Genomic DNA, 20,909 nt, shown 5'->3' on the forward strand with positions numbered 1-20,909 from the left:
GCTTGATCATTCCAAAAGCGAGCGCAACCCCAAGAAGTGCTGCTCCTCCCCCCACTACAAAAAACCAAAGATAATTCATTGTGGTGCTCCCAGTGTAGCACCGAACTTTGAATGACCGGCAAGGTTCCCAGCGTCCAACCTCCTAAAGCGGTGATTAACATTCTGACGATGTCGCGCGCCGACGGTATCGCATTTTGGGTTACTTCGGACCGGGCTGAACGGTGGATTCATTTCATCGTCAAACCAGAGAGTGTAGCGGCGCGACTGCAGATCCACAGAATAATACTACCGAGTGGAACGTAACAGCCCAGGCGAAGTTCAGTCAGCAGAGGAGAACCCCAATGCTCACCAATGATGGTCCAGGTTTTACGGACGTGGAACTACTTGATAATCTGCCCGCTCTGAGAACTTTCGCCAGACGCTTCCACAATTCGGCGAGCGATATTGATGATCTTGTTCAGGAAACGCTCGCCAAAGCTATCGCCCATTCCGGCGATTTCAGGCGTGGCACCCGGCTGCGCTCGTGGCTGTTCACCATCATGCGTAATACCTTCTGCAGCAAATTTAAAATATCGAAACGAGAACAGGTCGGTGCGATCGAAGATTCCGCCGGTTGGGCTTCGCGGCCGCCGTCGCAAGTCTGGGAGGTGCGCGGGCACGAGCTGGAGGTCGCATTGTCTGCCTTGCCGGACAATTACCGAACCGTCGTCGACTTGGTGTTCATTCAAGGTGTGAGTTACGAAGCCGCTGCGGACCGATGCGGCGTTCCAATCGGAACAATCAAGAGCCGGGTCAACCGAGCCCGTCATCATCTGACGAAGGTCCTCGACGGCGAGTGAGCTAGTGGGACCCGGTGATCCTCTGACTGAACAAAGCTTCCGCTATCTTTTCCAGTTCGGTTGGCTTCTCGCACAATATGAAGCCTGCGAACTTTGCGGGGATGACGGAGCGGTCGAAGGCTGTGGCGAATACAAATGGGATATCCCGGCGCTCAAGCTCCTCGGCGACCGGAAATACGAACTCGCCGTCGAGGTGGACATCGAGAATTGCCACGTCGATTTCCTCATTGTCGACAAGATCCAGGGCTGCGGTCACACCGGCAGCCGGCCCGATAACAGTTGCACCGGCTTTCTCAAGCTTCCGCCGCGCCTCGTCTGCCAGGAAATATTCGTCTTCGACGATCAGTATGCGCTTTCCTGCGAAGAACTCGATGGCTGAATTTTGCAAAACCTCGCTCCCCTTGACGGCCGGCATGTAGAATATGTCCGCAGCAAAGGGAACATCGTGCGGCTCTTGATCCGATTGGAACCAACCAACATGCCGAAGCGGCAAATGTTCCCGGCGCCTTAAAGAGTGCTCGACGTGGAAAGAGCCGACAGGTTGGCTTCGAAAAAACAGCGTAAAGATGATAAATGAACCAGAATGGCGATGGCACTCGGCACGCTGTCACCACGTCTAATTTGGAGTGGGTGTTGCTGCGTTGATCCTCTGCATCAATGACGGATCCCAGACAAAGAGATTGGTTCCCCAAGCCGGGTCTGCTGCCACCGATAGTCTGCATTCAGCTTGGCAATGGTGTTTATGACAACGTCAGAACGGTGATGAAAAACCCGGCTGGTGGATCCTACCCCCGCTGATATTTCGACGTCAGCCCGCGGATCCGCGTCAAATGCATTCGCAAGTCCGGCAGGATCTTTGCAGCCGTCCGCTTGAGTTGCCCGTCCGGTCCCTGCTTTGAATAGCTCTCGAACAGGGTCACGGCTTCTTCATGCGCTGTTACCTGAGTGGAAAGATAGGCCTGATCAAGATTGGCGGCGTCGCTTTGCCGAAGGGCGGTCAGCTTCGCAGTATACTCTGCGTCGAGAGCGGCGGGCAGTTCGATGCCGTCCTGTTGCGCGGCATCGCTGAGAGCAGGTCCGGCCTTGCCGTGATCCTTGATCATGTCTTGCGCGAATTGTTTGGCGTCGTCAGCCTTTCCGCTCGCAATCTCGATCTTCGCGGCCTCCATCTCGAACAAGTTCGACATGGCGGCCTTCGACACGAAGTCGGTGGCTTGCTGCTTAGACGCGTCGTCTGCCGCCGTGGTGGAAAATGCGGTCAAGCAGATGAGAAGGGAGGCGAGAGCGGTTTTCATCGAGGTCTCCATCAGAGGAATTGCCGTCTCCAACCTCAGCGCGCGGCAAATGTTCCGGAGGTTTTTGCCAAGCCGCATCGGAGCTACCCACGGCGAAAAGTTTTTGAACTTCCGCATCGGGCCGCGGTTTGGTGCGGTCCACCCTAAGGAGTTTTTACGATGACAATTTCGAACCACCGGTCGCAGCGCCAGCAGCCTGAGCGGGTGACCGAGAGCGCGACAGACGCGAGACAGGGCCGATATGGCAAACCTGTCCTTGCGGTGCTCCTCAGTGCGCTCGTGCTGGCGATGATGGCCTGGGGCGCGGCCGAGATCTGGGGAGAAAGCATCGACATCGATCGACACCCAAGGCATCGATAGCTGCCGAGGCGAGCGGCGGGATTTGCTGCAAGGAGGAATGACATGGACAAGGCGATCGAGGTGGATTTCAAGGTGACATAGCACACACCGGTTTTTGTGAGGATCGGCAACGGCTTCCGGGAACGGGTGGATGGGCCGGATGCCGCGCTCCAGGCGTTTGCCCATCGCTGGCCCGAGTGCCGAAGCGAAGCCTATGGTGAGGCAAAGCTTCGCTGTCTTGAGGCGCTCGTCCGGCATGGAAGTGCAGAGACTGCACGAACCCGCTTTATCGAGGCCGCCATCGCAGCAGGAGTCTTTGCGTGAGCGGGGTCAGTTGCATTGCGGCGCGATGTTTAAATAATCGGCCGCCGGTTCGTCCCGTAAAAGCGGTCAGGTCTGAAAAGCCTTCAACGCCTCGACAAGCCGTTTCAGGTCCGTCGGCTTTCCAATGTTGGCGACACCGGCAAGCACGGGCTGCAAGCTCGGTCGCATGGGCTGCGCCTGCGAGGACGAACGGCACGCTCAACGCTTTCAACTGGAGAGCGACGGGAGTGACCTTTTCGCCGACGAGATTAAAGTCCAGGACCGCTGCAAGGGGGCGCTCCTCGCTGACCAAGAGCATGATCGACCGATGCAGCCGGCCCCAACACCCCGGAACCCTCCGTCGATCAAGGCCGCCACGAGTTCCATTGCAATCAGCACCTCGTCTTCTACCACCAAAACGCATCTGCCTTCACCATCGATTTCCGAAGGGTCGTCCATTTGTCCTCACAGCGGGATCTTAATCGTGGCCGCCAAACCACCCGGATCGTATTTAAGTTCCACCTTTCCGCCGAGATGAGCAGATGTGCCCTCGATCAACTCGGTGCCATAACCGCGGTGGCGAGGCGGCGCGACAGGTAACCCGTTTCTTTCCTGCCATGCGCAGACAAGATATGTCCGGCCTCTTGGACTAGATTCGAGTGCCCATACAACGTGGATCTGCCCATCGGGAACGGACAAGGCGCCGTATTTCACGGCGTTGGTGCCGAGCTCATGGAATATCATGCCGACCGCAAGAACCCTGGAACTGGCAAGTGTCACCGCCGGGCCGTCGCAAAGAAGGCGGTCAACGCCGGGCTCGCCGACCGATTGGCGCAGCAGTACTTCAAAATCTATGGTCTGATCGGCAAATGCGATTTCCTGCGCCCGAAGCGTGACCTCAAACCGTCCGAGGAAGATGTCGCGATATTCGGCGGCAGTGCGATCCTCGGTTTGCGTATGCATGGCGATCGAGCGCATCACCGCAGACAGATTCTTCAGGCGATGCCGTGTCTCGGCAATAACGAAATCTCTCTCTGCGTCCTGACGCCGGCGCTCGGTGACATCATCGAAGAGGATGAGGATGTTCGTGCTGTTATTATCGGGATGGATGAGACGACGGGCATCGACGAGAAACGTTCGCTGCCCGATTGCGGGAAAGTCATGTGTCACTTCAAAACCGATGACGGCGGCGGCTTTTGGGATCACCGACGCGATTAGTTGCCGAAGTTCGGCTATTTCCCATTGGCCGTTGCCGAGATCGAAGAAGCTTTGTCCCAAGATGTCGTCACGCTCGATCTCGAAGGTCCGGACAAAAGCATTATTGGCGCTCATGATGCAGAAATTATGATCCAGAACGACAATCGGCTGGGTCATGGTATCGACGATAGCCTGAGCCTGCACGTGTCCGCTTTTTAGCAAGCGGTAAAAGTCTTCCAGGATCATCTGCGCCCTGTTCTCTCGGCAGAACGTTGCACGTCTTGTACTCGTTGTTGCGCGTTCGACAAAAGAAACTAGGGTGAAACCCCAGTTCTGCAAAGGGGGTTGAGAGCCTGGACTACTCCATCAGCAAGAAGCGCCGCCGCTCACTCTGCAGATAGTCTGGAACATTCCGGAGCCCGCGAAGCGATCCGCTCAACAAGGAGATTTTCGATGTCCGGGACGAAACCCGCGAAATTTTTGTCACTGGCCTTAAGAATGCCCACGCCATGGAAAACCAGGCGCTCTCGATCATGAAGCCACAGCTCTCGCGGATCGAGAACTATCCGAAGATTGGGGCCAAGCTCGACCAGCATATTCGCGAAACCGAGGGGCAGATCGTCCGCCTCGAAGAGGTGCTCGATGGTCTGAACGAAGGCCACTCTTCGCTTAAAGACATGGCTCTGTCGCTGATGGGGTCGATGGCCGCGATGAGCCATACCATGGCCGGCGACGAAATCCTGAAAAACTCGTTCGCCAACTTCGCCTTTGAGAATTTCGAAATGGCAGCTTACAAGTCGCTGCTGACCGTCGCCGAAGTAGGTGGCTACGGCGCAGCCAGCACTGCCCTGCAAGCAAACCTCGCCGAAGAGACGGCGATGGCACGGTGGCTGGATGAAAACATCGTCTCCGTGACGACCAAGTTTCTTTCTCTGAGCGAAGCTGGCGAGAAAGCCAAGGTCTAAGGGAACAACGATGGTCCCGCGTTGTTACCCCTACCAGCGGATCGGTCCCGGCGCCTGGCATCGGTATTATCGCTGATCACCCTCTCATCTTGGCCGGAACGAGACGGCGCTCCGGCAACGGGGCGCCGGTGCATTTACGGACAGGAACCATCAAAACCTCGCGGCGTTTACCCCCGCGCAAGCCCATGCCACAGGAGGATTAACCATGGCGACCACCACCACCACCAAGACACTTGAAGACCTTTTCCTGGATACGCTCAAGGACATCTATTTCGCGGAAAAGCAGATCCTGAAGGCGCTGCCGAAAATGGCCCGCGCCGCCCAGGCTGAGGAAGGCAAGGCAGGATTCCTGCAGCACCGCGACGAAACTCAGGCGCAGATCGAACGGCTCGACCAGGTATTTGAGCTTTTAGGCAAGCCGGCACGCGGCAAGACCTGTGAAGCAATCCAGGGCATCATCGCCGAGGGTGAAGAGATCATGGAAGAGTTCAAGGGGTCGTTGGCACTTGATGCCGGTCTCATCTCTTCGGCTCAGGCCGTCGAACACTACGAGATCGCCCGGTACGGCACTCTCATCGCTTGGGCAAATCAGCTCGGCCTCAAGGATGCCGTTCCGCTGCTTCAGGCAAACCTCGCCGAAGAAGTAGCGACCGACAAGAAGTTGACCCAGCTTGCACAGGCGTCCGCAAACGCCAAGGGAAAGAGGGCGGCCTAACCGTCTATACGATCATGCAGAAAAGGCCGTCATCGTTGGCGGCCTTTTCCTATAGTCTGCCGACGTGATCAGATCATGATTTCCCCGCCGGTCACCGGGATTATGGCTCCGGTCATGTAACTGCCGAGATCCGAAGCGAGAAGCACGTAGGCGCCGGCAAGCTCCGCAGGCTGTCCGGCCCGCCCGATCAGGGTATTTCCTCCAAACTTCGCAGCTTTTTCGGCCGGCATCGTCGAAGGGATGAGCGGCGTCCAGATGGGGCCGGGCGCGACCGCATTGACGCGAATGCCTCGCTCTCCGAGCATCTCGGCAAGGCCGGCCGTGAAGTTGGAAATAGCGCCTTTTGTCGACGCATATGCTAGCAGCTGGGGGGACGGCTGGCGCGACTGGATGGACGTGGTGTTGATGATGGCGCTGCCGCGCGCCATGTGTGGGATCGCCGCCTTCGCCAGAAAGAACGGTGCATAGATGTTCGTGCGAAAGGTCTCGTCCCACTCTTCGGCATCGATATCGGCGATGTCGGCATATGTGCGCTGAAAGGCGGCATTGTTCACCAAAATGTCGATGCCGCCCAAATCATCGACGGTCCGCTGCACGAGCAGCTTGCAGTGATCCTCCGACTTGATGTCGCCGGGGATGACGATAGCTTTGCGGCCTGCCTGCTTTACCCACTTTGCGGTGTCGTTGGCGTCCTCGTCCTCGCTTAAATACGAGATGACTATATCGGCGCCCTCTCGAGCAAAGGCGATCGCCACAGCTTTGCCAATGCCCGAATCCGCACCCGTGATAAGAGCAGTTTTGCCTTCAAGCTTTCCGTTTCCCCTGTAGGATTTCTCACCATGGTCGGGCACAGGCTGCATGGCAGCTGTCTGGCCCGGCGGCTCCTGTTGTTGCGCAGGATAGGGCGGCGTGGGGCGGCGCGTGTCGTCGGTCATCGTCATGTCTCCTTGATGGTCGTCAATGGCAAACATCCCGAACCGGTAAACGGTTCCTGAAGTAAAATTCTTTCCCAGCAGTCGAGTAGTCCCGCATTTAAAGAGACGGCCGACTTTTCGGAATTGCTTGGAACAAAAGCCGACGTCTTAGGTTTGAGGACGCAAAGGGCAAAGAAATGTCTGCAGATCCAAAATCTCCGCCGAAAATAAAACGCTATCGGGGACCGGCAGGGGGCTGGGGCTCGGCCAAATCGGTTGCCGCAATCCTGTTGCGCGAACACAAAACCCTTTCTGGCGCGGGACTTCTCTCAAAGCAAAACAAGCCCCAAGGCTACATGTGCGTGAGCTGCGCATGGGCCAAGCCCGCCAAGACGCATCCGCTCGAATTCTGTGAGAACGGCGCGAAGGCAACAGCGTGGGAAGTTACAAAAAGGAGAGCCGACAGAGCCTTCTTTGCCAAACATACCTTGAAGGAACTGGAGCAGTGGCGCGATCATGACCTGGAAGAGCAGGGCCGTTTGACGCATCCGATGCGATGGGATCCGGCCACAGACAGGTATGTCCCGGTTTCATGGCAGGCTGCGTTTGATGAGATAGGCAGAGAGCTTCGGTCGCTAAAGCCGCGGGAAGTCGATTTCTACACCTCCGGGCGAGCTTCGTTAGAGACCAGCTATATGTATCAGCTGTTCGCCCGCATCTATGGCAGCAATAATCTGCCGGATAGTTCAAATATGTGTCATGAGAGCTCCTCAGTGGCGCTGCCGGAAAGCATCGGAGCGTCTGTCGGAACGGCGATACTCTCGGATTTCGAGAACACCGACTGCATTTTCTATATCGGCCAGAACGTTGCGACCTCTTCTCCGCGCCTCCTACACGACCTGCAAGATGCGGTTGATCGGGGCGTTAAGATCGTCACTTTCAACCTGCTTCGGGAGCGGGGGCTTGAACGCTTCGTCAATCCTCAATCGCCGTCTCAAATGCTCACCGCATCGGAAACCCTGATCTCATCGGAGTATTATCAGGTGCGCAACGGTGGAGACATCGCCGCTCTGTTCGGAATTTGCAAGGCACTGATCGAGTCGGATGACGCTTTAAAGTCGGCTGGCCATTCAAAGGTTGCCGGAAACGACGGCCGTCCGGCGGATCCTTCGAACGCGGCAATGGTTGCGTTTGCGGCATCCATGGCGTCGGCGGATAAGAAGCATGTCCTGGATCACGACTTCATCAAAGAACATACGTTCGGCTTTGAAACCTTTGCCGCAGCGGCGCGCCAGCATGAATGGTCCGAGCTCGAACGGATTTCGGGCTTGACGCGCGGAGAGATGGTTCAGGCGGCGGAGATCTATGCCAGTTCGAATGCCGTTCTCATGGTTTACGGGATGGGCCTGACACAACATTTGATGGGCGTTCAGAGCGTGCATATGGTCGCAAACCTTGCTTTGCTTCGAGGCAATATCGGGAAGCCCGGCGCAAACATTTGCGCCGTGAGAGGACATTCGAACGTTCAGGGGCAGCGAACAGTTGGTATTACGGAAAAGCCGGGCCTGGTCCCGCTGGACAAGTTATCCGAGCTATACGCCTTCGAGCCGCCGCGCTGGACGGGGCATTCGACGGTTGATACGTGCAAGGCGATCATGAACGGAGAGACCCGTGCGTTTGTTAGCCTGGGCGGGAATTTTCTCAAAGCCGTTCCAGAAACCGCCGCGATGGAGGCTGCATGGCGAAAGATGCGCGTGACCGTCCAAATCGCCACCAAGCTTAATCGCAGCCACGTTATCCATGGCGAGATCGCATATCTCCTGCCGTGCCTCGGCCGGATCGAAATCGATCGACAGGCGACCGGCCCTCAGGCTGTTTCGATGGAAAGTTCGATCGCCCATTTCCACGGGTCCATCGGAAAGACCAAGCCGGCCAGTGGCGAGCTGCTCTCGGAAGCTGCGATCGTGGCAGGAATTGCCAAGGCGACAATAGGTGTCTCCAAGGTGCCTTGGGACGAATGGGTGGGCGATTATTCCAAGGTCCGCGACGCGATCGAGCAAACCTATCCCGAGACCTTCAAGGACTTCAACAAACGGCTGTTTCAGCCTGGAGGTTTTCCCCGGCCGTTGCCAGCACGCGAGCGGAAATGGGTCACCTCGAACGGCAAGGCCAATTTCATCACCCCCGAAAGGCTCTTCCCGGACATGCCCACTGCGGCCAGATCCGATGTCCTTCATCTCGCCACTCTGCGTTCGAACGACCAGTTCAATACGACGATCTACGGATATGGAGATCGCTTTCGCGGCGTCGAGGGCACGAGAAAGGTGGTATTCATGAACGCCGGCGATATCGACGCTCTTGGTCTTGAAAACGGCATCTCGGTCGATCTTACCACCGCTCTCGATGAACAGACAGTCCGAAAAGTTACGGCGCTGCGGGTCGTGGAATATGACATTCCCAAGGGCTCCTGTGCGGCGTACTATCCGGAAACGAACCCGCTATTTCCGCTCGACCACCATGATGTCAAGTCGAAGACGCCCTCATATAAACTTTTGCCGGTTGTGGTGACGCGATCGGCCGAAATACCTTGCGACTGACTTGCAGATGGGATTGACAAATGTTGTTCGGTGGTTCCGCAGGAACGTCGGATCGCTTTAAGAAACTGGCTGGGTGGTCAGCTTGCCTGGCGTTGATCGCTCTGTTCGTATGGAGGGCAAGTTCATTATTCGCCAGCCGGTCGGCCCCGGCCTCGGGTTTTACGTCGCTTGCTCCAAATGACGCAAGTAACGCAGCCAAAAAAACAAGGCTGGTGCTCTGGGCATTTCTGATGGTGGGAGGGCTCACGGTGTCGGCACTGCTTGGCTGGATAGACCACCCGCGAGAATTCAGACTTGATCCCGCAATCACGGCCGAATTGGAGCAGTTCAGACTGATGCCGAACGGGATCAGCGGGGCGCCGCCGGAGATCGACTTCGCACTTGGTCAACCTTATGAAAATGACTCTTACAATCTGAGCCAAGGCAAACGACTCTACACCTGGTTTGGCTGCCCATCCTGTCATGGCGACGGGCGAGGGGCGGCAGGACCGTCCTTTCTCGATGGATGGTGGCTCTATGGACCCGAGATGGTTTCAATCGTTGCTTCCATTCGGGATGGAAGACCGCACGGCATGCCGCCATTTCGAAACCGCATGACGATAGAGCAGATCTGGCAGCTCGCGGGCTACGTCCAAACGATCGGCGCCTACAGTGCCAAAGTGGCAGCGCCCGGCCGCAACGATACGAAACACACGCGCCCTTCTGAAAACCGCGCGCCGGCGGCGATCATTTTCGAAGAGGGACCGGTTGGTGTTCATGCTGAGCAGGGACCGGAACCTTGATAGCTAGACTTGTTTTGTTGATGTTTGTTGTCGCCGGCCTCACCGCGTGCGCCGGGTCGCAATCCGCACTCGATGTGCACGGCGCATCCGCAATCCACCTGAAACACTTGATGCTGTCCGTGATATTTGTTTGCGCACTCGTATGGATCGCCGTGATGTTGGTGCTTGCATATGCGCTATTTCGCAAACGCCGCGATCCGGCCGGTGTCGAAGCAGGTGGCGAAAATAGAGCGACACTCATCGTTTCCGCCGCCGTTGGGGCAACGGCTCTGATCATTACGGGGCTCACTGTCGCAAGCTTTTTCACCACCCGTTTGATCGACGCCGACGGTGAGGTCGCAATGACGATCGCCGTCAAGGGTGAACAGTGGTGGTGGCGCGTCACTTATATGCAGGATGGCGCCCCCGACTTCGAGACGGCAAACGAGATCCATATTCCGGTTGGAAGAACGGTTCTGCTGCAGCTCGAAAGCGCCGATGTCATCCACTCGTTCTGGATACCAAGTCTCGCCGGAAAGCAGGATCTCGTGCCGGGAAGGACGAACATGCTTGCCATTCGCGCCGAGACGGCGGGCGTCTACCGCGGGCAGTGCGCCGAGTTCTGCGGCCTCCAGCACAGCCACATGGCGGTTCAGGTGGTTGCCGATGATCCGGGTTCCTTTGAGCGATGGCTTGCCGACCAACGGGCTAAAAGTCTCGAACCTGCCGAGCCGGAGGCGGCGGTGGGACAAGCCGTGTTTCTCGAAAAACCCTGTGCCGCCTGTCATAGAGTGCGTGGAACACCCTCCGCTGGAACCACCGGGCCGGACCTCACTCATGTGGGGAGCCGGGTCACAATCGCGGCCGGTGTGCTGGAGCGGACCAGGGGCTCCCTCGCAGCCTGGATCGCTGACCCCCAGACGCTCAAACCAGGCAACAACATGCCGATGGTACCGCTCACCAGCGACGAGCTGCGCTCTGTCTCCGCATACATGGAAAGCTTGAAATGATGGTGGACGATGATGGTCCCAGCAGAGATCTTCGCGATAGCGCGCTCGACAGCGTCGACCTCGACCTGCATCTGGCGTCGACATGGCGGACAGACGGCGGACTGTGGGCTGCATTATCGACGGTCGACCATAAGATCGTCGGCCGCCGCTACATTATCACCGCTTTCGTCTTCCTGTTCCTGGGCGGTATCCTCTCCCTGCTCATGCGGCTTCAATTGTCGCAGCCCGAGGCCCGCTTCATCGGACCAGACCGCTACAATCAGATCTTCACCATGCACGGCACGAACATGATGTTCCTGTTTGCCGTTCCCGTCATGGAAGCAATGGCCGTCTATCTCGTGCCGTTGATGGTCGGCACCCGTAATATCGCGTTCCCCCGCCTCAATGCATTTTCCTACTGGATGTTTCTTGCCGGCGGAATCTTGCTGTGGGTGGCCTTTGCGATCGACACCGGTCCCGATGTTGGCTGGTTCGCATATGTGCCGCTTGCCGGGCCGCAATATGGCACCGGCAAGCGGGCCGATATCTGGGCGCAGATGATCACCTTCACCGAGATATCGGCGCTTTGCGTCGCTGTGGAACTGGTGGTGACGATCTTCAAGCAGCGCGCGCCGGGCATGTCGCTGGACCGCATTCCGCTGTTTGTATGGTCGATGCTGGTGACGTCGTTCCTCGTCATTTTGGCCATGCCGGCCATCATGATAGCCAGCACCTCGCTCATCCTCGACCGCCTCGTTGGAACCCACTTCTTCAATCCGGCCGAGGGCGGTGATGTCTTGTTGTGGCAGCACCTCTTCTGGTTTTTCGGCCATCCGGAGGTCTACATCATCTTCCTTCCTGCGGTAGGGATGGTGTCGACTATCGTGGCGACATTCACCGGACGGCCCGTGTTCGGTTATCTTGCCATGGTGATGGCCTTGATTTCGACGGGCGTTCTGGCTTTCGGTCTATGGGTGCATCACATGTTCGTTGCTGGCTTGCCCCGGCTGGGGGAGAGCTTCTTCACAGCTTCCAGCATGGTCATTGCCGTCCCCGCCGGTCTGCAGATATTCTGCTGGCTGGCGACACTTTGGATGGGACGGCCCGTATTCAAGACGCCCCTCTTGTTCGTTATCGGATTCGTCGTAACATTCGTCGTCGGTGGACTGACCGGGGTGATGGTCGCCTCCGTGCCCTTCGATACGCAGGTTCACGACACCTACTTTGTCGTCGCGCATTTTCACTATGTGTTGGTCGGCGGCGCCGTTTTCCCGTTGCTGGGCGCAATTTACTATTGGTTCCCCAAATTTACCGGTCGGATGATGAGCGAGACGCTCGGGCGTTGGGTATTCGCGCTGATCTTTGCGGGTTTCCATCTCAGCTTCTTTCCAATGCACATTCTCGGCCTGGCCGGAATGCCGCGCCGGGTCTACACCTACCAGCCCGAACTGCCCTGGGCTGGTCTGAATATGATGGTCAGTTTAAGTGCGCTCGTTCTGGCGTCTGGCTTTCTATTGTTTGTCATCGATGTGTTTCGAAGCGCGAGAAACGGTGCCTTTGCCGGCCCCAATCCGTGGGGGGCGGCAACGCTTGAATGGGCGACGGCGTCGCCGCCGCCCTGCTATAATTTTCGTCGCATCCCGCTTGTTCGCTCGGGGGAACCGCTGTGGATCGACGACGAACTCACGGTGGCTGCAGGCCTTCGCGTCGATCGTCGCGAGCTGCTCGTGACCTCGGTCATCGCAGCGATACCCGAAGCGCGGGAATCATCGCCGCCTCGATCAATTTGGCCGCTATGGGCGGCAGTGGCGACGTCTCTTGTTTTGATCTGGTCGATCTTCACACCTTGGGCGGTCGTCTGGGGGTCGATCCCGGTCGCCATTGCCTTGACCGCGTGGTTCTGGCCAAACGGAGCCCCGGAGGAAGAGACATGAAAGAACGCGTCATTCTCGATCTTTCTGAAGTCACATCGCATGGAAGCGGCACTGCGAGCCCTACTTGGTGGGGAACTCTTGCCTTTATGTTGATCGAAGGCACGGGTTTTGCGCTGGCAATTGTCATCTATCTTTATCTGATGAGCTTGGCGCCCGAATGGCCGATAAACAGTGACGTGCCGGCGCTGACGGCAGGCACTATTATGACCATATTGCTTGTCGCCAGCCTTGCTCCAAACGTGCTGGTGTCGCGCTGGGCAAAAAAGCAAGACTTGCCAAAGGTTCGCTTCGGCCTGGTGGTGATGGCGCTGCTTGGGGTGACTGCGCTGATCATTCGCGTTTTCGAATTTCCGGCAATGCATATAAGTTGGGATCGAAACGCCTATGGCTCCATCCTCTGGCTGATGTTGGGGTTGCACACGACCCACATTCTGACGGACCTGATCGAAACGCTTGTGCTCACCTGTCTCATGTTCACACGCCATGCCGACAACGGACGCCGATACGGGGATATTGCGGATAATGCGATGTACTGGAACTTCGTCGTTGCGGCGTGGTTGCCAATCTACGCCTGCATTTATTGGGTTCCACGTCTATGACAACGCTTCCAAATCGGTTCGCGGGTTTTTCCATCGCTCCCCTGGCTTGGGCCTTGACGACCCAGCTCGGACAAATCCTTCCCTACGCCGATTGCGCTGCCCGCACGAACTGGACGCTCCCCGTTTGCGGGGGAGGTGCCGCTCTCAGTGTCTGGGGCGTCATTATCGCCGTGGACGGTTGGCGAGGATGGAGCACCTCCCAGCGAAAATTCGGCCAGGCCTTTCTGTCCATTGCGGTAGTCTTCGTGTTTGCAATTTGTTTGCAGGGGGCCGCTTCCATGCTGCTCAGCCCATGCGCGCGCTGATCACCCTTGGCATCATCTTCGCCAACGCCGGCGCGGCCGTGGCGCATGGCCCGGAAAAGCCGACTGCTTCCTCAGCCTGGACGTTCGATCCCTGGGTCGTCATCCCTCTTTCGGTGGCAGCCGTGTTGTTTGTGGTAGGGACCGGCAGATTGCTGAGCCGCGTTTCTAAGGGAAGGCCGAAGCCGCTTCTCCGTATCATTTCATTTTTTGCTGGTTTACTCACTCTCACCGTCGCTCTGGTGTCACCGATCCACTGGCTGGGCGAGCACCTCTTTACCTTCCATATGATCGAGCACGAGATCGTCATGGCTATATCAGCCCCTCTTCTCGTCCTTTCCCGACCTGCCGCAATGTATGTGTGGTCCTTTCCAAGATTTGCCCGCCGCTGGATAGCGCGTCTATTTAACGCCTCTCTAGTTCTTGGCTTTTGGAACTGGCTTGCCGGTGGGGTCACCGCGACGGCTCTGCATGCAGTCGCGATATGGGCTTGGCATGTGCCGATGCTGGTGGACGCATCGGTGACAGATCTGGCGATGCACCGGATCCAGCATCTCTCGTTTCTGATCACCGCGCTCCTATTTTGGTGGGCGATCATATGGCGAAGTGCACGAGGCGCGGCTGCATGGCATCTGTTTGTCACCATGATGCACACAAGTGCCCTTGGCGCTTTGATGGCGCTATCGCCCCGCGTGCTTTATGTCGCGCAGACAGCCGGCGCATCGGAATGGGGGCTGACGCCGTTGGAGGATCAGCAGATTGCCGGAATGTTGATGTGGATTCCGGCTGGTACGGTCTATGCGGGTGCGGCGATCTTCTTGCTTTCTACGTGGATCAGGAATTCAGCAAGGGGAGACATCAAGCTTGTCTAAAACCCTACATCTTTCTGCGTTTGGCGTTATCGCTGCTATTGTCGTGATGGGAGCTGCGTTTTTGACCGCGCAATATTCCAAGGTTCGCAGCAGCCGCTATGACATGGCGATCCTGCTGTCTGGCGGGGATCCCAATCGATCCCCCTTGATTTTTCGCCGCTACGGTTGTGCAGGCTGCCATACTATCCCCGGCGTGCCGGGCGCCGACGGACTGGTCGGGCCGGTGCTATCCGATCTCTCACGGCGGGTCTATATTGCTGGCGTGGTACCGAACACGTCTGACAATCTTGAACGCTGGATCGTTTCGCCGCAACAGTTTTCGCCGCATAGCGCCATGCCGGCGACCGGGATTAGCCCTGCGGAAGCCAAAGATCTAGCCGCATATCTGTACACGAAGTGAGATACACTAGGGATGTGGTGTAGGCTTTGGGACGAGTGACTTGATATATCGAGCGACCGCCCTTCGGTCGCTTTCAGGAAGGACCGCCGTGTTTGTGACGACGTCCGCCATAGATGATCCCACGCGCCCGTGAGTCGGCGTGTTGCCGGTCGAGAGCATCTCCTCAATATCCGCCTCAGACCAAGTACCAATCCCAGCGATAGTGACATTTGGCACGAAACCCGTCCCTTGTGGGTCGGGCCCACCCGCAAAGCGTCTATCGGATTTTATCGCACCGAGGATGTTTCGCGTGGAATGGCACTCGGCGCAGTGTGAAACTGTCTCTACTAGATAGGCTCCTCGATCATGGACGGCATCGCCCGTTAGCCTTGCATTCGAGGCCCCCTTGTTGAAGAACATGAATTTCCAGAAGCCTATCGAACGGCGGATCGTGAAGAGGATTTTGGGGTGATGTTCTGGCGCTCGCCCCGCCACCGGCGGCAACGTTTTGAGATAGGCGTAAAGATCCTTGATGTCAGGGGCGGTCATTGCGGTGTAACTTGTATAAGGGAACGCCGGATAGTAGTGCCTACCCTCCGGAGACACTCCTGCAACGAGCGCGTTCGCCAGATCTGAGACATCCCAATTTCCGATCCCGTCGGCGGGATCGGAGGAGATATTCGGAGGCCGAAACGTCCCGAACGGCGAGGCGAGTGCTAGACCACCCCCGAGACGAAGGCGATCGGCTTGTCCAGGCGTCGCATGGCATGAAGCACAGTCTCCGGCGGCAAAAATATTCTTGCCTCTGCGAGCATCTCCAACTCCTGCGAGTCGGGGGTCATTTTCCGAGAATTCCGGCGCGGGCGCAGTCATGACCCATGCCGCCGCAGACCCCAACGATGCAGTGCATAGTATCGCGATTATCCACAAAGCGATCTTCATGATGATCCGTTCAGCCTTGGCTTTGCCTGTGGCTTGAGTGCAATGCGTGCAGTCGGGTTATAGAAAGCTTCTGAGCAATTTTGGAGATCTCTTCCGGCCGGGCGTCCAGATAATGCCGCAGCCACCTGCCAAGCTGCTGAATTTTTCTGCTTTCGCGCATGTCGTCGACCACTTCCAATTCAGGGGCCGAGTCCAGCGCAACCACCGCGGTAATGACGACTGTTCCTCGGGTTTCCTCGCCTGCCGGATTGCGCTCTCAGACCCGTGAAATGAAAACCCCCGTCGCTGCAGTTCGTTCCCCCCGAGTGAACTAGGCGAAAGCCCCCCAATCGGTGAGCGGGAACTTCGGGCGACCGGTCTACTCGCCGTCGTCCATAATAATCGGGGCGGCGTCTCGACCGGAACAAAGAACTTGACTCTCTTAGGACAACCTACGTTCGCTGCGGCCAACGGTCTCTGCTTTGCCCTGATTCGGTCTTAAACCCGTCTGAAATGCCTGTTCACGTTCGCTAGGTTGGCGTCGCCAATATGAAACGCTGAGCCGTCGGACTACAGCAACGAGGGTCTTGAGGTTTGGGCCCCAAGCAACGAGCTATTTTCAAAGCCACTGTGCGCTCTAGCGCTTGCCCTTGTAGACAGCCGATCGGTCTTCTGTCACGGCTCCACGGTAGCACTCTCCTAATTGACGGATAGAGCCGCGGACAGGCAGGCATAGTGCTTCCAATCCACCGTTGATACTCGCTGTCCCCGGCAGGAGGAACTCTGGCAGAAGCGTCACCAAACGTACAATCGGCTCAACCTGGAAACTTTGCGCGGCATTTTGCGTTCGGTGTTCGAGAGGAGCGCGATAGACATGAAGGCAATGCCTTTCGGTGCGTTGAAGCCAACATGCTGAATGCCGGCTGGCCACAAGGCCGAACTCCGTACCAACGTCGACGTTTGCGGTGGCGCTGCGCGGTCGAAGCGAATTCTCCACCCAAATCCCGCCCGGGCTGGCGCCGTTGGCGCGATCAACATCGCTGGGACGGTATTTTCCGCGTGACTGGCCTCCACCAACCCTCACCGCGGTGGTTCCCACGCTTGGCCGGCCTGCTGTTCGGCGTTGGTCTGGGCGGCTTCTTCGACGGGATCGTTCTCCACCAGATTCTTCAATCGCATCACATGCTGAGCTCCTGGTATCCGATCAACTCTATGGAGAACCTTGAACTGAATAGGTTTTGGGACGGCGTCTTTGATTCCGCAACCTACATCTTCGTTTTGAGCGCTTTGTTCATCTTGTGGCGGTCGGCCCGGCACAGCCACTTCAAATGGAGCACCCGCGAACTCGCCGGAACGATGTTGATGGGGTTTGGGCTGTTCAACCTGGTAGAGGGGGTCGTCTACCACCAGGTTCTCGGCCTTCACCATGTCAATGAAACGGTCGAGCGATCGTCGTGGATATCCTGGGATATCGGCTTTTTGATCTGGGGAGCGGCGATGGTTGCGCTCGGTTGGGTCGCTGCGAGGCGCTCTTGAAATCACAGCGCAGGGAGAATTTAAGCGAGGTGCTGAATGCTGCGACCTGGGGAGCTTTCGCTCTCGGGCTCATCGCCGCGACAGCGCCGGTTTGGCGCTACTACTTTTTTGGGAGGCAACCGTCGATCGATGGGCTTCTTTCCCTACGGTGCTTTGGCTTATGAGCCTCAATGGTAGTGAGGGCGGTTTTGGAGCGGACTGGCGCTGACTATCGACTGGCGAGCAATGAGCCAGCCCGGGCGGCCAGAGCACGGAGCCGGACGGCGCCCAACCGTCCGGTTCCGTTATAAGTGCAATGCGAGCCACCTATGCAGAAGCCGCCTATTTGTTAAGTTCTTTTGCCATCTGGAGATGGTGTTCCAGAGCAGGCCGCGTGCTAGCAGCCCACGCCTTTAGCTGCGGATCGTCCCCTTCGTCGCCGTAGCGCTTGAAGAGATCGACTGCGTCTTCGTGGGCAGATTCCTGGTCCGCGTGATATCGCTTGTTGAAATCGTCCCCTTGTAGACCTTCCAGCTTGTCGAGCATGCTTTGTTGATCCGATGTCATGGCGCTCGGAAGAGTTGCTTTGACCTTGCCGCCTGAGACCAGTGCCTTGAGTTCGCTGCTGGTCTTCTGATGGCCCGCAACCATCTGCTGCGCGAAAGCTTTGGTCGGATCGTCCCCGCGCTCAATAGCAAGCTTGCTGGAGGCGATTTCGAACATGTCGCTAGCGGCGGCTTCCTTGACGAAATCCTCGGTTTTCGGCGGCACGCCAATGAGGGAATTTACACCCGTCTTTTCGGCGGCGGATTGTGCGAAGGCGGGCGCGGCGAACAAGAAGGCGAGCGAGGCCATAACAAGGCGTTTCATCGTAATCTCCCAGGTTGGTAATCCCGTCCAACTTTTGTACAAGCAGAGAGTTCCCTGCTCTCAGCCGGATTTCTGCTTCTTGATGCTGCTAATGTTGCCGCTCACTTCGAGGACGGCAAATTTTATCTCTGCCACGCTCTCGAGGCCTTCCTGGATTCGAGCCGCTTCCATGACATCTTCCTTCTGCAACCGGACGCGCCTTTGAGTGCGCGTTCGTTGTGGACCTGTATCGCCACGTGAATCGAACCACCAGCTAGAGCCCGGGCGCTTCAAATCCGTACGTACGCGGTATCGGGCCCTCCGCCTCGACACCTCATCCCCGCTCCCTGTGATTGCATGGGCCGCTATTGCGGCTTGAAAGCCCCATGCGGGCGCGGGAGCGGGACAGTCGCGGCGATCCACTGACCGCCACGTCGGATTTCAGGCTGCCTGTTATTGGGTGCCCGATCCCGGCTTTGCCATCTTCGAATGCTGGTGGGCAAGTATGCTTGCCGGTGTGACATTGGCACCGCCTGCAGCTTGTTCTTCCAGCCGCTGACGACATCGCCTTCACCATCCAACATCGCGTCATAGCCGATGCGCGCGACTTCGCCGGCATCGTCCTTCGTCGCCTGGCCAATCGAAGTGTTCAGCAGACCGGCCCGCTTGAAGAACTCTGTCTCAGTCGCGCCCGGCATCAGGCAGCTGACGGTCACGCCGGTGTCCTTCAATTCCTCGCGCAGCGCAAAGGAGAAGCTGTTGATGAAGGCCTTTGTACCGTTATATACGGCTTGGTACGAGCCCGGCATGAAACCCGCGATCGTTCCGGTGATGTTGGTTTCGACTACCTTGCGTGCCTCGCCGAGATCCTGATGAGGAAGCCCTTGCCGATGCCGCGTCCGGCGTTGGCCATCAGCAAATCTACCGAGCGGCCGCTGGCGGTGACGCGTCCAACAAGTTGATCCACACCCTCGGCCGTCGCAAGATCGGCTTCCACAGCATCCACGCTGGTGCCGAACTCCTTTAGCTTTGCGGCGGCTTGGTTGATGCGCTCTCATCGGCGGCAATATGAGATCATAACCATCCTGTGCCACACACTTCGCCAGTTCGTAGCCGATGCCGGTGGATGCGCCGGTGATGACGGCAAGGCCCTTGCTCGATGCGTGCTGAGCCATGATACTACTCCTTCTTTCAGGGTTTGAGGACGACCTTGATGCAGCCGTCCTGCTTGTCGCGGAAGGTCTTATAGAGAGCTGGACCATCTTCCAGAGTGCCGCGATGAGTGATGACGAATGACGGGTCGATTTCTCCGTTCTGAATACGCTCCATTAATATCGGCAGATAATGCTGGACCGGTGTTTGGGCCATCTTGAAGGTCAGGCCGCGATTGATGGCCGAACCCATTGGAACTTTGTCCAGGAAACCACCATAGACGCCGACGATCGAAATGGTGCCGAAGTTGCGGCAGCAGTGGATGGCCTGACGCAGCACATGCGGGCGGTCGGTGCCCATGAACAACGCGACCTTGATGCGGTCGAGACGGGAATCCCAGCTGGCGGCTGGCTCGGCTTCGGTGCCAACGGCGTCGATGCAAGCATCTGCACCGCGACCATTGGTCAGTTCCATGATCTTGTCGTAGATGTCCTTTTCCATGAAATCGAGGGGGATGGCTCCGGCCGCTTGCGCAAGGGTCAACCGCTCGGGCACCGCGTCGATGGCGATCACCCGCTCGGCACCGAGCAAGAATGCTGAGCGTATCGCCATCTGGCCGACCGGCCCGCAACCCCAGATCGCGATCGTGTCGCCGGGCTGGATATTGCAGAAGTCTGCGGCCATATAGCCGGTGGGGAAAATATCCGAAAGGAAGAGCACCTGCTCGTCGGAGAGCCCCTCCGGCACCTTGACCGGTCCGACATCGGCGTAGGGGACACGCAGAAATTCTGCCTGGCCGCCGGCATAGCCGCCGAGGAGATGCGAATATCCGAACAGGCCCGCCGGCGAATTGCCCCAGAGGTTTGTGACCTTCGAACGATCAGGGTTTGAGCGCTCGCAGCCGGAATAGAAACCCCTCTTGCAGAAGAAACATTGGCCACAGGAGATGGTGAAGGGAACGACCACGCGGTCGCCGACCTTAAGTTTTGTATTGTCCTTGCCGACTTCAACAACCTCGCCCATGGTTTCATGGCCCATGACGTCACCGCTGCGCATTTCCGGCATGACGCCATCGTATAAATGCAGATCCGACCCGCAGATCGCGCAGGGGGTTACCTTGATGATGGCGTCCCGTCCGTCCTCGATTTGCGGATCAGGAACACTGTCACAACGGATATCATGCTTGCCGTGCCATGTAAGAGGTCTCACAATGTTTCTCCTTGCCATTCGATGATGGCGCTCGAACTTTGGCTTTAAAGAAATGTTCCCGTCGATGCGGGTCTTCCACGACCGCCTGAGCAGCATAGAAGGGCCGCGCTGGTGGCGATCGAAGAGACCAAGGATCTCCTCTTCCCTTGAAGTGCAGATTGATCTGATGTCAGTGCATCCACTTTGCCGCCGTTATGATTCCAGAATATGTATCACCCGTTAGCGCGATAGATGTGATCAATCGCTTCTGCGACCGCTCAAAA

At 57.6% G+C, this 20,909-nt stretch carries 19 protein-coding genes and 3 pseudogenes; 13 read left to right on the forward strand and 9 right to left on the reverse strand.

The features are described 5' to 3' along the window. Positions 1-341 precede the first annotated feature (341 nt). On the forward strand, positions 342-839 hold the full coding sequence (locus K6N12_RS30070) for a sigma-70 family RNA polymerase sigma factor (RefSeq protein ID WP_222149072.1): 498 nt from the start codon (positions 342-344) through the stop codon (positions 837-839). A gap of 1 nt (position 840) precedes the next feature. Here K6N12_RS30070 and K6N12_RS30075 read toward each other — a convergent pair whose 3' ends face one another. After that, complete coding sequence (locus K6N12_RS30075; protein WP_131711657.1) at positions 841-1,254, reverse strand: response regulator; 414 nt, start codon at positions 1,252-1,254, stop codon at positions 841-843. 370 nt (positions 1,255-1,624) lie between these two features. Beyond that, on the reverse strand, positions 1,625-2,134 hold the full coding sequence (locus tag K6N12_RS30080) for a DUF4142 domain-containing protein (RefSeq protein WP_131711658.1): 510 nt from the start codon (positions 2,132-2,134) through the stop codon (positions 1,625-1,627). Between the two features lie 159 nt (positions 2,135-2,293). On the opposite strand from K6N12_RS30080, the pseudogene K6N12_RS30085 reads away from it, so the two are divergent. Together K6N12_RS30085 and K6N12_RS30090 are read left to right on the forward strand one after the other, a co-directional pair. After that, positions 2,294-2,476, forward strand: a pseudogene (locus tag K6N12_RS30085) (hypothetical protein); the annotation flags it as partial. A gap of 114 nt (positions 2,477-2,590) precedes the next feature. Next, entirely contained in the window at positions 2,591-2,797 is a 207-nt protein-coding gene (locus K6N12_RS30090) for a DUF982 domain-containing protein (RefSeq protein ID WP_239620693.1), read from the forward strand. Positions 2,798-3,241: 444 nt separating this feature from the next. Here the strand turns inward: K6N12_RS30090 and K6N12_RS30100 are convergent, their stop codons facing one another. Continuing rightward, complete coding sequence (locus K6N12_RS30100; protein WP_222135179.1) at positions 3,242-4,219, reverse strand: PAS domain-containing protein; 978 nt, start codon at positions 4,217-4,219, stop codon at positions 3,242-3,244. A gap of 200 nt (positions 4,220-4,419) precedes the next feature. On the opposite strand from K6N12_RS30100, the gene K6N12_RS30105 reads away from it, so the two are divergent. Together K6N12_RS30105 and K6N12_RS30110 are read left to right on the forward strand one after the other, a co-directional pair. After that, the gene (locus tag K6N12_RS30105) at positions 4,420-4,938 is read left to right on the forward strand and encodes a ferritin-like domain-containing protein (protein WP_222135189.1); all 519 of its coding nucleotides are present in this window, start codon (positions 4,420-4,422) and stop codon (positions 4,936-4,938) included. Between the two features lie 205 nt (positions 4,939-5,143). Next, positions 5,144-5,653, forward strand: coding sequence for a YciE/YciF ferroxidase family protein (locus K6N12_RS30110; protein WP_131711661.1), 510 nt, complete (start codon positions 5,144-5,146; stop codon positions 5,651-5,653). Positions 5,654-5,721: 68 nt separating this feature from the next. Here the strand turns inward: K6N12_RS30110 and K6N12_RS30115 are convergent, their stop codons facing one another. Continuing rightward, entirely contained in the window at positions 5,722-6,588 is an 867-nt protein-coding gene (locus K6N12_RS30115) for an SDR family oxidoreductase (RefSeq protein WP_275593040.1), read from the reverse strand. A 176-nt stretch (positions 6,589-6,764) separates the two neighbouring features. Between K6N12_RS30115 and K6N12_RS30120 the strand changes: the two genes are divergently transcribed. From K6N12_RS30120 to K6N12_RS30150, 7 genes are all read left to right on the forward strand, one after another. Further along, on the forward strand, positions 6,765-9,164 hold the full coding sequence (locus K6N12_RS30120; RefSeq protein WP_222149073.1) for an FdhF/YdeP family oxidoreductase: 2,400 nt from the start codon (positions 6,765-6,767) through the stop codon (positions 9,162-9,164). A 230-nt stretch (positions 9,165-9,394) separates the two neighbouring features. Continuing rightward, complete coding sequence (locus tag K6N12_RS30125) at positions 9,395-9,946, forward strand: c-type cytochrome (protein WP_131711694.1); 552 nt, start codon at positions 9,395-9,397, stop codon at positions 9,944-9,946. Positions 9,947-9,966: 20 nt separating this feature from the next. Then, on the forward strand, positions 9,967-10,935 hold the full coding sequence (gene coxB / locus K6N12_RS30130) for a cytochrome c oxidase subunit II (protein WP_131711663.1): 969 nt from the start codon (positions 9,967-9,969) through the stop codon (positions 10,933-10,935). Further along, the gene (gene ctaD / locus K6N12_RS30135) at positions 10,935-12,848 is read left to right on the forward strand and encodes a cytochrome c oxidase subunit I (RefSeq protein ID WP_131711695.1); all 1,914 of its coding nucleotides are present in this window, start codon (positions 10,935-10,937) and stop codon (positions 12,846-12,848) included. Before coxB ends, ctaD begins: the two co-directional genes overlap by 1 nt. After that, positions 12,845-13,447: a cytochrome c oxidase subunit 3 gene (locus K6N12_RS30140; protein ID WP_131711664.1), complete on the forward strand. Its 603-nt coding sequence runs from the start codon at positions 12,845-12,847 to the stop codon at positions 13,445-13,447. Before ctaD ends, K6N12_RS30140 begins: the two co-directional genes overlap by 4 nt. A 292-nt stretch (positions 13,448-13,739) precedes the next feature. Continuing rightward, positions 13,740-14,621, forward strand: coding sequence for a cytochrome c oxidase assembly protein (locus K6N12_RS30145; RefSeq protein WP_222149074.1), 882 nt, complete (start codon positions 13,740-13,742; stop codon positions 14,619-14,621). Positions 14,622-14,667: 46 nt separating this feature from the next. Then, complete coding sequence (locus tag K6N12_RS30150) at positions 14,668-15,021, forward strand: c-type cytochrome (RefSeq protein WP_131711696.1); 354 nt, start codon at positions 14,668-14,670, stop codon at positions 15,019-15,021. 6 nt (positions 15,022-15,027) lie between these two features. Here the strand turns inward: K6N12_RS30150 and K6N12_RS30155 are convergent, their stop codons facing one another. Further along, positions 15,028-15,873, reverse strand: a complete 846-nt coding sequence (locus K6N12_RS30155; RefSeq protein ID WP_245500114.1) for a c-type cytochrome — start codon at positions 15,871-15,873, stop codon at positions 15,028-15,030. 1,158 nt (positions 15,874-17,031) lie between these two features. Here K6N12_RS30155 and K6N12_RS30160 point away from each other — a divergent pair. After that, positions 17,032-17,457, forward strand: a complete 426-nt coding sequence (locus K6N12_RS30160; RefSeq protein ID WP_425517736.1) for a DUF2243 domain-containing protein — start codon at positions 17,032-17,034, stop codon at positions 17,455-17,457. A gap of 321 nt (positions 17,458-17,778) precedes the next feature. Here the strand turns inward: K6N12_RS30160 and K6N12_RS30165 are convergent, their stop codons facing one another. The 4 genes and pseudogenes from K6N12_RS30165 to K6N12_RS30180 all read right to left on the reverse strand — a co-directional run bounded on the left by K6N12_RS30165 (position 17,779) and on the right by K6N12_RS30180 (position 20,646). Beyond that, complete coding sequence (locus K6N12_RS30165) at positions 17,779-18,306, reverse strand: DUF4142 domain-containing protein (RefSeq protein WP_131711668.1); 528 nt, start codon at positions 18,304-18,306, stop codon at positions 17,779-17,781. Positions 18,307-18,366: 60 nt separating this feature from the next. Then, positions 18,367-18,530: pseudogene (locus K6N12_RS34885) on the reverse strand (YetF domain-containing protein); the annotation flags it as partial. Between the two features lie 208 nt (positions 18,531-18,738). Next, a pseudogene (locus K6N12_RS30175) lies at positions 18,739-19,460 on the reverse strand (SDR family NAD(P)-dependent oxidoreductase). A 16-nt stretch (positions 19,461-19,476) separates the two neighbouring features. Beyond that, complete coding sequence (locus K6N12_RS30180) at positions 19,477-20,646, reverse strand: zinc-dependent alcohol dehydrogenase (protein ID WP_222149076.1); 1,170 nt, start codon at positions 20,644-20,646, stop codon at positions 19,477-19,479. Between the last annotated feature and the right edge of the window lie 263 nt (positions 20,647-20,909).

Source organism: Rhizobium redzepovicii (genome assembly GCF_019793435.1).
Taxonomy (GTDB): Bacteria; Pseudomonadota; Alphaproteobacteria; order Rhizobiales; family Rhizobiaceae; genus Rhizobium; species Rhizobium redzepovicii.